Source organism: Rhizobium redzepovicii, assembly GCF_019793435.1.
GTDB classification, from domain to species: domain Bacteria; phylum Pseudomonadota; class Alphaproteobacteria; order Rhizobiales; family Rhizobiaceae; genus Rhizobium; species Rhizobium redzepovicii.
Genome location: NZ_JAILYH010000011.1, coordinates 117,250 through 131,716, shown reverse-complemented (window position 1 = coordinate 131,716; position 14,467 = coordinate 117,250). Strand labels below are relative to the sequence as shown.

At 62.7% G+C, this 14,467-nt stretch carries 12 protein-coding genes; 11 read left to right on the top strand and 1 reads right to left on the bottom strand.

The genetic code is table 11. From position 1 onward, the window contains the following. Positions 1–22: 22 nt before the first annotated feature. Genes mraY through murB form a run of 6 tightly spaced genes read left to right on the top strand, consistent with a single transcriptional unit; the run spans position 23 to position 7,213 of the window. The gene (gene mraY / locus K6N12_RS18930) at positions 23–1,123 is read left to right on the top strand and encodes a phospho-N-acetylmuramoyl-pentapeptide-transferase (protein ID WP_003593357.1); all 1,101 of its coding nucleotides are present in this window, start codon (positions 23–25) and stop codon (positions 1,121–1,123) included. Between the two features lie 7 nt (positions 1,124–1,130). After that, entirely contained in the window at positions 1,131–2,543 is a 1,413-nt protein-coding gene (gene murD / locus K6N12_RS18925; RefSeq protein ID WP_097628244.1) for a UDP-N-acetylmuramoyl-L-alanine--D-glutamate ligase, read from the top strand. A gap of 1 nt (position 2,544) precedes the next feature. Further along, the gene (gene ftsW, locus K6N12_RS18920) at positions 2,545–3,699 is read left to right on the top strand and encodes a putative lipid II flippase FtsW (RefSeq protein WP_003565051.1); all 1,155 of its coding nucleotides are present in this window, start codon (positions 2,545–2,547) and stop codon (positions 3,697–3,699) included. 6 nt (positions 3,700–3,705) lie between these two features. Beyond that, positions 3,706–4,830, top strand: coding sequence for an undecaprenyldiphospho-muramoylpentapeptide beta-N-acetylglucosaminyltransferase (gene murG, locus K6N12_RS18915; protein WP_097628245.1), 1,125 nt, complete (start codon positions 3,706–3,708; stop codon positions 4,828–4,830). Next, complete coding sequence (murC, locus tag K6N12_RS18910; RefSeq protein WP_003593362.1) at positions 4,827–6,242, top strand: UDP-N-acetylmuramate--L-alanine ligase; 1,416 nt, start codon at positions 4,827–4,829, stop codon at positions 6,240–6,242. The genes murG and murC overlap by 4 nt, the downstream gene beginning before the upstream one ends. After that, a complete protein-coding gene (gene murB / locus K6N12_RS18905) occupies positions 6,239–7,213 on the top strand; it encodes a UDP-N-acetylmuramate dehydrogenase (RefSeq protein WP_097628246.1) in 975 nt (324 codons plus the stop codon). The genes murC and murB overlap by 4 nt, the downstream gene beginning before the upstream one ends. A gap of 4 nt (positions 7,214–7,217) precedes the next feature. Here murB and K6N12_RS18900 read toward each other — a convergent pair whose 3' ends face one another. Next, positions 7,218–8,147 carry a UDP-glucose 4-epimerase family protein gene (locus K6N12_RS18900; protein ID WP_097628247.1) on the bottom strand — a complete coding sequence of 310 codons (930 nt, stop codon included), beginning with the start codon at positions 8,145–8,147 and terminating at the stop codon, positions 7,218–7,220. Between the two features lie 206 nt (positions 8,148–8,353). Between K6N12_RS18900 and aqpZ the strand changes: the two genes are divergently transcribed. The 5 genes from aqpZ to ftsZ all read left to right on the top strand — a co-directional run bounded on the left by aqpZ (position 8,354) and on the right by ftsZ (position 14,282). Next, positions 8,354–9,040 carry an aquaporin Z gene (aqpZ, locus tag K6N12_RS18895; RefSeq protein ID WP_097628248.1) on the top strand — a complete coding sequence of 229 codons (687 nt, stop codon included), beginning with the start codon at positions 8,354–8,356 and terminating at the stop codon, positions 9,038–9,040. Between the two features lie 296 nt (positions 9,041–9,336). Then, a complete protein-coding gene (locus K6N12_RS18890) occupies positions 9,337–10,263 on the top strand; it encodes a D-alanine--D-alanine ligase (protein ID WP_097628249.1) in 927 nt (308 codons plus the stop codon). Next, positions 10,251–11,183: a cell division protein FtsQ/DivIB gene (locus K6N12_RS18885; RefSeq protein ID WP_097628250.1), complete on the top strand. Its 933-nt coding sequence runs from the start codon at positions 10,251–10,253 to the stop codon at positions 11,181–11,183. Before K6N12_RS18890 ends, K6N12_RS18885 begins: the two co-directional genes overlap by 13 nt. Then, positions 11,180–12,511 carry a cell division protein FtsA gene (gene ftsA / locus K6N12_RS18880; protein ID WP_003565034.1) on the top strand — a complete coding sequence of 444 codons (1,332 nt, stop codon included), beginning with the start codon at positions 11,180–11,182 and terminating at the stop codon, positions 12,509–12,511. Before K6N12_RS18885 ends, ftsA begins: the two co-directional genes overlap by 4 nt. A 55-nt stretch (positions 12,512–12,566) precedes the next feature. Continuing rightward, positions 12,567–14,282, top strand: a complete 1,716-nt coding sequence (ftsZ, locus tag K6N12_RS18875) for a cell division protein FtsZ (RefSeq protein WP_097628251.1) — start codon at positions 12,567–12,569, stop codon at positions 14,280–14,282. Positions 14,283–14,467 lie beyond the last annotated feature (185 nt).

Sequence of the window (14,467 nt, the reverse complement as noted above, 5' to 3'; positions counted from 1 at the left end):
TCGGGTAAACAAGGGGCCCTGAATGCTGATCTGGCTTGTCGAACTGTCGGAATATTTCAAGTTTCTGAACCTGTTCAGATATATTACCTTCCGTACAGGCGCTGCTCTGTTCACCTCAGCCCTGATCGTCTTCCTGTTCGGGCCGACCATCATCAATTCGCTGCGCATCCGGCAGGGTAAGGGCCAGCCGATCCGCGCCGACGGGCCGCAGACCCATTTCAAAAAGGCCGGCACACCGACCATGGGCGGGCTTATGATCCTTGCCGGCATCGTCGGCGCCTCGCTGCTCTGGGCCGATCTTTCCAACGTCTATGTCGTCGCCACCTTGCTGGTGACGCTCGGTTTCGGCGCGATCGGCTTCTATGACGATTATCTCAAGGTGACGAAGCAGAGCCATATGGGCTTTTCCGGCAAGGCGCGCCTGGGCATCGAATTTGTCATCGCCGGCATCGCCGTCTATTTCATGATGCGCACCGCCCTTGCCTCGGGCGTTGCCGGCTCGACCTTCGGTTCGTCGATCGCCTTTCCTTTCTTCAAGGACTTCATGATCAATATCGGCATCATGTTCGTCGTCTTCGGCGGCTTCGTCATCGTCGGCGCCGGCAATGCCGTCAATCTGACCGACGGCCTTGACGGGCTAGCTATCGTGCCCGTCATGATCGCCGCCGCCTCCTTCGGCGTCATCGCCTATCTCGCCGGCAATGTGGTGTTTGCGAACTACCTGCAGATCAATTTCGTGCCCGGCACCGGCGAGCTTGCCGTCGTTCTCGGCGCCGTCATCGGCGCCGGGCTGGGCTTTCTGTGGTTCAACGCGCCGCCGGCCGCCATCTTCATGGGCGATACCGGGTCGCTGGCGCTCGGCGGCACGATCGGCACTGTTGCCGTCGCCACCAAACACGAGATCGTCATGGCGATCATCGGCGGCCTCTTCGTCATGGAGACGCTTTCGGTCATCATCCAGGTGGGCTTCTTCAAGATGACCGGCCGGCGCGTCTTCCTGATGGCGCCGATCCATCATCACTTCGAGAAGAAGGGCTGGACCGAAAGCCAGGTGGTGATCCGCTTCTGGATCATCGCCGTCGGCCTTGCCATGCTCGGCCTCTCGACGCTGAAGTTGCGGTGAGGCGGCCATGATCCCGGTCACGACGCTCAAGGACAGGAAGGTCGCGCTCTTCGGGCTCGGCGGCTCGGGCCTTGCCACCGCCCGGGCGCTGGTTTCGGGCGGCGCCGAGGTGACCGCCTGGGACGACAATCCCGACAGCGTCGCCAAGGCTTCCGCCGAGGGCATCCGGACTGAGGATCTGCATACCATCGACTGGAGCCAGCAGGCGCTGTTCGTGCTATCACCAGGCGTGCCGCTCACCCATCCGAAGCCGCACTGGACCGTCGATCTTGCGCGCGCCGCCGGCGTCGATATCGTCGGCGATGTCGAACTCTTCGTGCGCGAGCGCCGCGCCCATGCGCCGGATTGCCCGTTCATCGCCATCACAGGCACCAACGGCAAGTCGACGACGACGGCGCTGATCGCCCATATTCTGAAAAGCGCCGGCTATGATACGCAGCTCGGCGGCAATATCGGTACGGCGGTTCTGACGCTCGATCCGCCGAAGGCCGGACGCTATTACGTCGTCGAATGCTCCTCCTACCAGATCGACCTGGCACCGACGCTCAACCCGTCAGCCGGCATCCTGCTCAACCTGACGCCCGATCATCTCGACCGTCACGGCACGATGCAGCATTACGCCGATGTCAAGGAACGGCTGGTCGCCGGCAGCGATGTGGCGGTCGTCGGCGTCGACGACAGCCATTCGGCGCTGATTGCCGACCGCGTCGAGCGGGCGGGTGTCAAGGTGGTGCGCATTTCGCGCCGCAGCGTGGTGGCATCAGGCATTTATGCCGAGGGCACCAGGCTCATTCAGGCCGCCGGCGGCGCCATGCTGCCCTTCGCCGATCTCGACGGTATCCAGACGCTGCGCGGCAGCCATAATGCGCAGAACGCCGCCGCAGCTGTGGCCGCCTGCCTTGCCGTCGGTATTTCCGCCGACGACATCCGTGCCGGCCTTGCCTCGTTCCCTGGCCTCAAGCATCGCATGCAGCCGGTGGGGCAGCGTGGCCGCGTCGTCTTCGTCAATGATTCCAAGGCGACCAATGCCGATGCTGCGGCACCGGCGCTTTCGAGCTATGATCGCATCTACTGGATCGCCGGCGGCCTGCCGAAATCAGGCGGCATCACCACGCTCGCTCCCTATTTTCCGCGCATCGCCAAGGCATATCTGATCGGCGAAGCGGCGGCGGAATTCGCAGCGACACTCGGCGAGGCCGTGCCTTACGAGATTTCAGGCACGCTGGAGCGCGCGGTCGTGCATGCGGCAGCCGATGCCGAGCGCGACGAGGCCGCCGCTTCGGCCGTCATGTTATCCCCGGCTTGCGCAAGCTTCGATCAGTATAAGAATTTCGAAGTCAGGGGTGAAGCCTTCGTCGGACACGTGGCAGCGCTTGACGGGATTGCGATGCTGATCGGTTCGGCAACAGGAGAGAAATGACATGGTAAGCCGCGCGGAACGTGGGCCTTTGGCCGATTGGTTCTGGACCATCGACCGCTTCTTCCTGGCGATGTTCATCTTCCTGATGGGCATCGGTTTCATGCTGTCGTTTGCAGCGTCTCCCGCGGTTGCCGAGCGCATCGGGCTCGAGCCCTTCCACTTCGTCAAGCGCCATGCGGCCTTCATGATCCCTTCGATTTCCGTCATGCTCGGACTGTCGTTCCTGACGCCCCGGCAAGTGCGGCGAACGGCGATCCTGCTGCTGATCATCTCGCTCGCCATGATGGTGCTGGTGCTGTTCGTCGGACAGGAGGTTAAGGGCGGCAGGCGCTGGATCTGGATCGCCGGCCTTTCGATCCAGCCGTCGGAATTCATGAAGCCCGCCTTCGTCGTGGTTTGCGCCTGGCTGTTTGCCGAACATGCGCGCCAGCCGGAGATTCCCGGTAATCTCTTCGCCATCATTCTGTTTGCCATCGTCGCCGCCCTGCTCGTCGCGCAGCCTGACCTCGGACAGACCATCCTGACTACGGCCGTCTGGGGCGGGATGTTCTTCATGGCCGGCATGCCATGGATCTGGATCATGCTGCTCGGCATCGGCGGCGCCGGCGGCCTGCTCAGCGCCTATTACGTCTTCCCGCACGTCGCGTTGCGAATAGACAAGTTCATGACCGGCGAGGGCGACACGTTCCAGATCGACACGGCGCGCGAGGCGATCATCCGCGGCAGCTGGTTCGGCCAGGGGCCGGGTGAGGGTATCGTCAAGCGCATCATCCCGGATGCACATACCGACTTCATCTTCTCGGTCGCGGCCGAGGAGTTCGGCATCGTCTTCTGCATGGCGCTGGTGGCGCTCTTTACCGTGCTGGTGTTGCGCGGCCTATCGCATGCCTATCGCGAGCGCAACGACTTCAACCGCTTCGCCGTTGCCGGCCTGGTGCTGCAGATGGGCATCCAGTCGATCATCAATATCGGCGTCAACCTCGAGTTGCTGCCGGCAAAGGGCATGACGCTGCCGCTGATTTCCTACGGCGGCTCGTCGATGGTGGCGATCTGCGTCACCGCCGGCTTCATTCTGGCGCTGACGCGTCATCGACCGGAAAAACGTGCGCAGGACCGGAGCCTTTTCCGCGTCCCGCACGGCATGCCGGCGGAGTAAAAGGCCATGAGCAAAGGCATCGTGCTGCTTGCCGCCGGGGGAACCGGCGGCCATGTGTTCCCGGCGGAGGCGCTGGCCTTCAAGCTGAAAGAGCGCGGCTACTCGGTGCATCTCGTCACCGACAGCCGGGCCGAGCGGTATGCCGGCAAGTTCCCGGCCGAAGAGATCCATGTCGTGCCGTCGGCGACGATCGGCTCGAAGAACCCGGTCGCCGTCGCCCGTTCGCTGTGGACGCTCTGGAGCGGCATGCGGGCCGCAAAGAAGCTGATCCAGCGGCTGAAGCCCGTCATCGTCGTCGGTTTCGGCGGCTATCCGACAGTGCCGCCGCTGCTTGCCGCGACAAGGCTTGGCGTGCCGGCGATGATCCACGAGCAGAATGCCGTGATGGGCCGTGCCAACAAGGCCTTGGCGACCCGCGTACAGGGGATTGCCGGCGGTTTCCTGCCGGAGGGGGGCGGCGCCTTCCCGGACAAGACCGTAACGACAGGCAATCCGGTCCGCCCGGCAATCATCGCTGCCGCCGAGGTGCCTTATACGCCCTCGCATCCCGGCGAAGCCTTCAATCTTGTCGTCTTCGGCGGCAGCCAGGGCGCGCAATATTTCTCCAAGGCGCTGCCGACGGCGATTAGCCTGCTTGACGACGCGCTGCGTCTGCGACTGCGCATCACCCAGCAGGTGCGTCCCGAGGATATGGAGATGGTCGGCGGCTGCGTCGCCAAGCTGGAGATGGGGGCCGATATCGCGCCTTTCTTCACCGACATGGCGGAGAGGCTGGCGAAGGCCCATCTTGTCATCTGCCGCTCGGGCGCCTCGACGGTTTCGGAGATCTCCGTCATTGGTCGGCCGGCGGTGCTGGTGCCTTACCCGCACGCTCTCGATCATGACCAGGCGGCGAATGCGGCAGCGCTGGCTGCGACCGGCGGAGCGAAGGTGATCGCCCAATCCGAGCTTTCGCCGGAGAAGATCGCGGCGATCCTGACGGCTGTGATGAACGATCCGGAAAAGCTTTCGCACATGGCAGCGGCGGCGAAACTCGCCGGAAAACCCGATGCCGCGAACTTGCTTGCCGACATGGTTGAGGCTATTGCCGCCGGACGGACAATTGCGGAATTGAAGAGGACACGCGCATGAAACTGCCGAAGGCGATCGGTCTCGTTCATTTCATCGGCATCGGCGGCATCGGCATGAGCGGCATTGCCGAGGTGCTGCACAATCTCGGCCACAAGGTGCAGGGATCCGACCAGGCCGATAGCGCCAATGTCCAGCGCCTGCGCGACAAGGGCATCGAGGTGTTCGTCGGCCATCGGGCTGAGAACCTGGGTGATGCCGAAGTCGTCGTCGTCTCGACGGCGATAAAAAAGAGCAATCCGGAATTGATCGCCGCCCGCGAAAAGCTGCTGCCGGTGGTGCGCCGCGCCGAAATGCTTGCCGAGCTGATGCGCTTCCGCAATGCGATCGCCATCGGCGGCACGCATGGCAAGACGACGACCACTTCGCTGGTCGCCACCCTGCTCGAAGCCGGCGGGCTCGATCCGACCGTCATCAACGGCGGCATCATCAATGCCTACGGCACCAATGCCCGCATGGGCGAGGGCGAGTGGATGGTGGTCGAGGCCGACGAATCCGACGGCACGTTTCTGAAACTTCCTGCGGATGTCGCCGTCATCACCAATATCGACCCGGAGCATCTCGACCATTACGGCAATTTCGACGCCGTGCGCGCCGCCTTCCGGCAGTTCGTCGAGAACGTGCCGTTTTACGGCTTCGGCGTTATGTGCCTCGACCATCCCGAGGTGCAGTCGCTGGTCGGCCGCATCGAGGATCGCAAGATCATCACCTATGGCGAGAACCCGCAGGCCGACGTACGCTTCAAGAATGTGCGCATCGACGGCACACGCTCGATCTTCGACGTCGAAATCCGCCGCCGCCGCACCGGCCAGGTGATCGAGCTCAAGGGGCTGGTCATGCCGATGCCCGGGCGGCATAATATTTCCAACGCCACGGCGGCTATCGCCGTAGCCAACCGGCTCGGCATATCGAGCGCCGATATCGCCAAGGGGCTAGCCTCCTTCGGCGGCGTCAAGCGCCGTTTCACGCTGACCGGCGAATGGAACGGGGTGCAGATCTTCGACGATTACGGTCACCATCCGGTCGAGATCAAGGCGGTGCTGCGCGCTGCCCGCGAAGCCTGCAAGGGGCGCATCATCGCGGTCCATCAGCCGCACCGCTACAGCCGCCTGGCAAGCCTGTTCGAGGAATTCGCCGCCTGCTTTAACGATGCCGACAGCATTTTCCTGGCGCCGGTCTATGCGGCAGGCGAAGATCCGATCGCGGGGATCGATTCCGTGTCGCTGGTCTCGCGGATAAAATCCGGCGGCCATCGCGACGCTCGCTTTCTCACTTCGGCAGAGCTTCTGCCGCAGATGGTTGCGGAGGTTGCAAAGCCTGGCGATTTCGTGGTTCTGTTGGGGGCTGGGAGCATCACATCCTGGGCGGCGGCGCTGCCCAAGCAACTGGAAGGCCTATCGGGAAAGTCCGTATGAAACAGGTGAATGGGGAAAAGCTTCTCGCGTCTCTCGGAGACGGTGTAAAGGATATCCGCGGTCGCATCACGCCGGATGCCCCCATGGACCGCGTCACTTGGTTCAGGGCAGGCGGCCTCGCCGAGCTGATGTTCCAGCCGCATGATATCGACGATCTCGTCGCCTTCCTGAAAATCTTGCCGGAAGAGGTGCCGCTGACCGTGATCGGCGTCGGCTCCAACATCCTGGTGCGCGACGGCGGCATTCCCGGCGTCGTGCTGCGCCTGTCCGCCAAGGGCTTCGGCTTTGTCGAGCTTGCCGGCGAAAACCGCATTCTGGCCGGCAGCATCTGCCCCGATAAGCATGTGGCGGCGATGGCGATGGATAACGGCATCGGCGGCTTTCATTTCTTCTACGGTATTCCGGGCAGCATCGGCGGCGCAGCGCGCATGAATGCCGGGGCCAATGGCGTGGAGACGCGCGAGCGGCTAATCGAGGTCAACGCGGTCGACCGCAAGGGCAACAGGCACGTGCTGTCCAATGCCGAGATGGGCTATTCCTATCGTCATTCGACCGCATCCAGCGAGCTGATCTTCACCTCCGTGCTGTTCGAGGGCTATCCGGAGGAGCGCGCCCAGATCCGCGCCGAGATGGACGCCGTGCGCAATCATCGCGAGACGGTGCAGCCGGTGCGCGAAAAGACCGGCGGCTCGACCTTCAAGAACCCTGCCGGCCATTCGGCCTGGAAACTGATCGACGAGGCAGGCTGCCGCGGTCTCGTCATCGGCGGAGCGCAGATGTCGTCGCTTCACTGCAACTTCATGATCAACATGGGGCAGGCGACCGGCTACGATCTCGAATATCTCGGCGAACAGGTGCGCCGCGAGGTCTTCGAGAAAGAGGGCATCAAGCTCGAATGGGAAATCAAGCGCCTCGGCGTCTTCATGCCCGGCCGCGAAGTGCGCCCGTTCCACGGTGTCACCAGCGAATAGCTTTTTACTGCACGGCGAGCTTCAAACCTTCGCGCGGCGTGACGATGGGCGACCAGCCGAGCACGTCGCGGGCGTGGGATATGTCGACCTGCAGGGAACCGCAAAGACGCTGGTAGACCGCGTCTTTTCCCGTCAATTTCGCACCCAACTGCAGCAAGGCGGGAGGGAAGGGAAGCAGCATCGGTTTGACGCCCAAGCCCGCGGCAATGCCTTCGATGAGCCCGGGTGTGGAGAGATCTTCTCCATCACCGGCGAGAAAGGTCTGGCCGGTCGCATCCCGATGCGTCATGGCCGTGACGATCAGGTCGACGAGATTTGGAAGCGCAACCAGTGTCCGGTGGTTCTTCAGCGATGCGAAGGGGAGCGGTATCTTCTTCCGGACAAGTCCGACGAGCAGGGCGAAGTTGCCCCTGGCGCCAGGCCCATAGACGAGGGGCGGGCGAATGACGACGACTTCCATGTCTGTTCGGGCTGAGATTTCATGCAGGCCGATTTCGCTTTCCAACTTCGAAACGCCATAGGGATCAAGCGGCATCGGCGTATCGTCGTGGCGGAAGGGCCGGTCGTTTTCTTCACCATTGACTTTGATGCTGCTGATGAAAACGAACCTTTTTACCCCGGCGTGTGCGGCCTGCTCGGCGAGATTGAGCGTGGCGGCGGTGTTGATCCGGCGGAATTCCGTCAGAGGATCGGCCGCGCGGTCATTCATGATGTGCACCCGGGCGGCGAGATGGACGACGACGTCAACACCGTCGAGAGCGGCCGTCCAGTCTGTTTCGCTGGATATTTCGATGGGGAAATGCCGCACCTCTGCCGGAAAGCCGGCGGCTGCGGAGCGCGTCGTCACCTGAAGCTCCCACAGCCGCTCGCCATGCAGTCTTTCGACGAGAGGCCCGCCGACAAAGCCGGCCGCGCCGGTGATGAGGCATCGCATGATCTGTTCCCCGCTTGACCTTGAGTGCTCGGGTTAGCCGGAAGTGCCGACCGCATCAATAAAAAAGCCGCGCTGGCTGTTTTCCTCGGATGCACAGTTTCTCGATCCTTGCGCGAAGCTTGCCGCAGCATTTCTCACCAGCTTGACCGGACTCGAATTGTAGCAGATTCCCTATAAACTCTCTGGTTGAGATTTAGGAGGTGCGCATGCGAAAGAGTCTTGTTGCGGAGTTTCTCGGCACGTTCTGGCTTGTCTTTGGTGGATGCGGCAGCGCCGTCCTTGCCGCGGCCTATCCCGAATTGGGCATCGGTTTTGTCGGGGTGGCCTTTGCATTCGGCCTGACCGTGCTCACCATGGCCTATGCCGTGGGCGGTATTTCGGGCGGTCATTTCAACCCCGCCGTCTCCCTCGGCCTGACGGTCGCCGGGCGGTTTCCCGCGGCACGCCTGCTTCCCTATATCGTCGTCCAGGTTGTTGGCGCTGTTGCTGCGGCCGCACTGCTTTATCTCATTGCCAGCGGCAAGGCGGGTTTCGAACTTGGCGGCTTTGCCGCCAACGGCTATGGCGATCATTCGCCGGGCGGTTATTCGCTGCTTTCGGCACTGCTGATCGAAGTGCTGCTGACCATGTTCTTCCTGATCATCATCCTGGGATCGACCAGCAGCCGCGTGCCTGCAGGCTTCGCGCCACTTGCGATCGGCCTCGCGCTAACGCTGATCCATCTCGTGTCTATCCCGGTGACAAATACCTCGGTCAACCCGGCGCGTTCCACCGGCCAGGCGCTTTTCGTCGGCGGCTGGGCATTGCAGCAGCTCTGGCTGTTCTGGATTGCACCGCTTGCGGGCGGGGTGCTCGGGGGGCTCGTGTGGAAGTTTCTCGACGACGCCGACTGACCACAAGGCAGGAGGCTATCCCGTTGAGCCCGCGTGGTTTTTCCATGCGGGCTTTTCCGTTTTGACAGATCGGCTGAGATGTCCACCCTGAAACTTCGAAGACGTGAAGCTTCGAAAAATGAAGTGCGCGGCACGGACAAATGCTGCGCCTGGGAAGAAGAAGTTAACGAAAGTAAACACTTCATTAACCATAATGATGCTCTAATGCATGCAGGTCGGACAAAGGCCCGAAACGGCGCAGACAGCTTCGCGCAAGCGTCGATTTCGAGAATGAAAGTTATTTTTTGGGGGTGTTGATGAGTCGCAAGCATGTCGCTGTCCTGATGGGCGGATTTTCCTCGGAACGGCCTGTCAGCCTTTCCTCGGGAAAGGCTTGCGCAGAAGCCCTCGAATCGGAAGGCTTCGAAGTGACACGCATCGATGTGGCGCGCGACGTTTCCGAAAAGCTTGCCGCGTTGAAACCCGATGTGGTCTTCAATGCGCTGCATGGCCCCTTCGGCGAGGACGGCACCATTCAGGGCATCCTCGAATATCTCGAGATCCCCTATACGCATTCGGGCGTGCTTGCCTCGGCGCTGGCAATGGACAAGGACAAGGCGAAGCTTGTTGCCGCCGCTGCCGGCATTCCGGTCGCCGAATCGCAGGTGATCAACCGTTTCGCCTTTCCCTCGACGCATCCGATGAAGCCGCCCTATGTGGTGAAGCCGGTGCGGGAAGGGTCGAGCTTCGGCGTCGTCATCGTCACGGAAGATCAGGCGCATCCGCCGCAAGTCGTCAGCTCCACCGAGTGGCGCTACGGCGAGGATGTGCTTGTCGAGCGCTATGTCTATGGCCGCGAACTCACCTGCGGCGTCATGGGCGAGACTGCGCTCGGCGTCACCGAGGTGGTGCCGCAGGGACACAATTTCTATGATTACGATTCCAAGTACGCAGCCGGCGGTTCAAAACACGTCATCCCGGCAAAAATTTCACCGAATATTTACCAAAAAATACAAAGATTGGCCCTAAGGGCGCATCAGGCAATCGGTTGTCGCGGCGTCAGTCGGTCCGACTTTCGTTACGACGATCGTTTCTCCGAAGACGGCGAAATCATCTGGCTGGAAGTCAATACCCAGCCAGGCATGACTCCAACCTCGCTTGTGCCCGAAATGGCCGGTCATGCCGGTTATTCCTTTGGTGAGTTTCTCCGGTGGATGGTGGAGGACGCGTCTTGTTTGCGTTGACAGTAAAGAGGATAGGGCGCCCCAGCCATCATGCCGTGCTTCCGGTCATGGAAGCCGAAGAGCGATTCGTCCTGCCGCGTCCGCTGCGCCGCGTTACCCGTTTCCTGATCAGCCTCGGCAGCGGCCGCATCTACATCCCGGCCCATACCGGCACGATCTCGGCGCTGGCTTTCCTGGCTGCGACCGGGCTTTACGGCATGTCGCTCGGCGGCCACACCGAAGCCGTTGCGCAGGCGACGACGACGGCGGCGGGTTTTGCGATCGAGGACGTGAAGGTTTCCGGCAATTCGGAGACGTCCGAAATCGAGATCCTGCAACTGATCGGCCTCGACGGCACGACCTCGCTGGTCGCCCTCGACGTCGATGCCGCCCGCCGGAAGATCGCGCATCTTCCGTGGGTCGAAAGTGTCGAGGTTCGCAAGATCTATCCGAAGACGATCGAGGTGAAGCTCAAGGAGCGTCAGGCCTATGCGATCTGGCAGCACGGGCAGGAGCTTTCGCTGATCGAAAAGAACGGCAGCGTCATTGCGCCGCTGCGCGACAACAAGTTTTCGTCGCTGCCGCTCGTCGTCGGCCGCGATGCGGAGACGGCGGCGGCGTCGCTCGACGACGCCTTCTCGAAGTGGCCCGACGTCAAGGCCCGCGTGAAGGCCTATGTCTGGATATCAGGCCGTCGCTGGGATCTGCACATGGATAACGGCGTCGTCGTCAAGCTGCCGGAAGACGGTATCGACCAGGCGCTGGCGACGCTTTCGAAGTTCGACAAGGAGCATCAGCTCCTGGAGCGGGACATTGCCGCGGTCGATCTCAGGCTGTCCGATAGAACCGCAATCCAGCTGACGCCGGAGGCGGCAGTCCGCCGTCAGACGGCTGTGACAGAGCGCACCAAGGAATTGAAGAAGGCGGGGCAGAATATATGAGCTTGTTCGGTTCATCCCATTTCGGATTGCCGCGCCTGAAGCCGCTTTCGTCGAAGCGGTCGCATGTCGTTTCGGTGCTCGACATCGGCTCGACCAAGGTCGTCTGCATGATCGGCCGGCTGACGCCGCGCGAGGAAAGCCAGATCCTGCCGGGCCGCACGCACAATATCGAGATCATCGGCATCGGGCACCAGCGTTCCCGCGGCATCAAGACCGGCGTCATCGCTGATCTCGACGCGCTGGAAGGCGTCATTCGCCTCGCCGTCGACGCGGCGGAGCGCATGGCCGGGCTGACTGTCGAGAGCCTGATCGTCAATTTGACGGCCGGCCGCCTCGGCAGTGACATTTACACGGCCACGATCGATCTCGGCGGCCAGGAAGTCGAACTCAACGATCTGAAGAAGGTACTGTCGGCCGCCTGCCAGCAGTCGCTGCGCCAGGATCGTTCGGTGCTGCATTCGCTAGCAACCGGCTTTTCGCTCGACGGCGAGCGCGGTATTCGCGATCCGCTGGCAATGTATGGCGATGCGCTTGGCGTCGATATGCATGTGGTCACCGCAGAGCGCTCGGCGCTGAAGAACCTCGAGCTCAGCGTCAACCGCGCGCATCTGTCGGTCGAGGGCATCGTCGCGACGCCCTATGCATCCGGCCTGGCGGCTCTCGTCGATGACGAAGTCGAGCTCGGCTGCGCTGCGATCGACATGGGTGGCGGCACGACGACGATCTCGGTCTTTGCCGAAGGCAAGCTCGTTCATACGGATGCCGTCGGCCTCGGCGGCCATCACGTGACCACCGATCTCGCGCGAGGCCTTTCGACCCGTATCGAGGATGCGGAGCGGCTGAAGGTCGTGCATGCCACGGCCCTTTCGAATTCCTCCGACGAGCGCGAGCTGATCTCGATTCCGCCGATCGGCGAGGATGATCGCGACCAGCCGTCGCAGGTGCCGCGGGCGCTGGTTTCGCGCATCGTTTCGGCCCGAATCGAAGAAACGATGGAACTGATCCGCGACCGCATCCAGCGCTCCGGCTTCAGCCCGATCGTCGGCAAGCGCGTCGTCCTGACCGGCGGCGCGAGCCAGCTGACCGGCCTTGCCGATGTGGCGCGGCGCATTCTTGCCCGCAACGTCCGCATCGGCCGCCCGATGGGCGTCTCGGGACTGCCGACGGCGGCAAAGGGCCCGGCTTTTTCGACGGCCGTCGGCCTGATGATCTATCCGCAGGTCGCGGACATGGAGACACATGCGTCACAGAGCGGTCTGCTCATGTCGCTTGGTGGAAATAACAGCCGCATAGCCCGGATGGGCCAGTGGCTGAAGGAAAGCTTCTGAAATTGAGTGATTGGCCGGCGTGGCGATGCGGCCAGAGAGAGAAGGAACAGGTACCATGACCATCAAGCTGCAAAAGCCTGACATCACAGAGCTGAAGCCGCGCATCACCGTATTCGGCGTTGGCGGCGGTGGCGGCAACGCCGTCAACAACATGATCACCGCCGGTCTCCAGGGCGTCGACTTCGTCGTCGCCAACACGGATGCCCAGGCGCTGACGATGACGAAGGCGGAGCGGGTCATCCAGCTCGGCGCCAACGTCACTGAAGGCCTCGGCGCCGGTTCGCAGCCGGAAGTCGGCCGCGCGGCCGCCGAAGAGTGCATCGACGAGATCATCGATCACCTGAACGGCACGCATATGTGCTTCGTCACCGCCGGCATGGGCGGCGGCACCGGCACGGGCGCAGCGCCCGTCGTCGCCCAGGCCGCCCGCAACAAGGGCATCCTGACGGTCGGCGTCGTCACCAAGCCGTTCCATTTCGAAGGCGGGCGCCGCATGCGCCTGGCGGAGATGGGCATCCAGGAACTGCAGAAGTCTGTCGACACGCTGATCGTCATTCCGAACCAGAACCTCTTCCGCATTGCCAACGACAAGACCACCTTCGCCGACGCTTTCGCGATGGCCGACCAGGTTCTCTATTCGGGCGTTGCCTGCATCACCGACCTGATGGTGAAGGAAGGTCTCATCAACCTCGACTTCGCCGACGTCCGCTCGGTCATGCGCGAAATGGGCCGCGCGATGATGGGTACCGGCGAAGCTTCCGGCTCCGGCCGCGCGCTGCAGGCCGCCGAGGCCGCGATCGCCAACCCGCTGCTCGACGAAACCTCGATGAAGGGCGCCCAGGGCCTGCTGATCTCCATTACCGGCGGTCGCGACCTCACCCTCTTCGAAGTCGACGAAGCCGCGACCCGCATCCGCGAGGAAGTCGATCCCGACGCCAACATCATTCTCGGCGCCACCTTCGACGAATCGCTTGAGGGCATCATCCGCGTCTCGGTCGTCGCAACCGGCATCGATCGGGCGATCAGCGAAGCCGCCGAGCGCAACGTTCAGCCGGTCGCAAGGCCTGCTATCCGTCCCTCCGCGGCTGTTGCTCCGGCAGCGGCCGCAGTTCAGCCTGCCCCCGTGATGCAGGCACCGAAGGTGGTGGATCCGATCGCGCAGACCATCCGCGAAGCCGAGATGGAACGCGAACTCGAATTCCCGGCCCCGCGTGCCAGCGCCCCGGTACAGCAGCCAGTGGTACAGCAGGAAACCTTCCGTCCGCAGAGCAAGATTTTCGCGCCTGCTCCGGAAGCTCCCGTCACGCGTCCCCAGGTGCAGCAGCAGGCTCCAGCGCCCGTCATGAGCCAGCCGATCGTGAGCCAGCCCGTCCAGCAGCAGCCGGTCCGGCAGGAGCCGATCATCCGCCAGGCGCCCGAACCGATGCGCATGCCGAAGGTCGAGGATTTCCCGCCGGTCGTCCAGGCCGAACTCGACCACCGCACGCAGCCGGCTTCCGCGCATGCAGCGGAAGAGCGCGGTCCGATGGGCCTGCTCAAGCGAATCACCAATTCGCTCGGCCGTCGCGACGACGAAGCCGTGGCCGCCGACATGACCGCCGCACCGCCGGCCGCTTCGCAGCAGCGCCGTCCGCTGTCGCCTGAAGCAAGCCTCTACGCACCGCGTCGCGGCAATCTCGATGATCAGGGCAGGGCGGTTCCGCAGGCGCGGATGATGCAGGAAGACGACCAGCTGGAAATCCCGGCATTCCTGCGTCGCCAGTCGAATTGAGCGGCTAACTCTGCACCGTTCATGCCCGGGATCAAGGTCCCGGGCATTGCTGTTTTTCAGTCCGTGATTCGCTAGCGATTTCAATCGTGTGACTTCGTTACAAAGCGAAAGAAACAGTGATTTGGATTGGAGCGCCGGGGCACGTAAGTATGGTGCAAGGAAACTGCCCCACGAGTCCTTTTGAC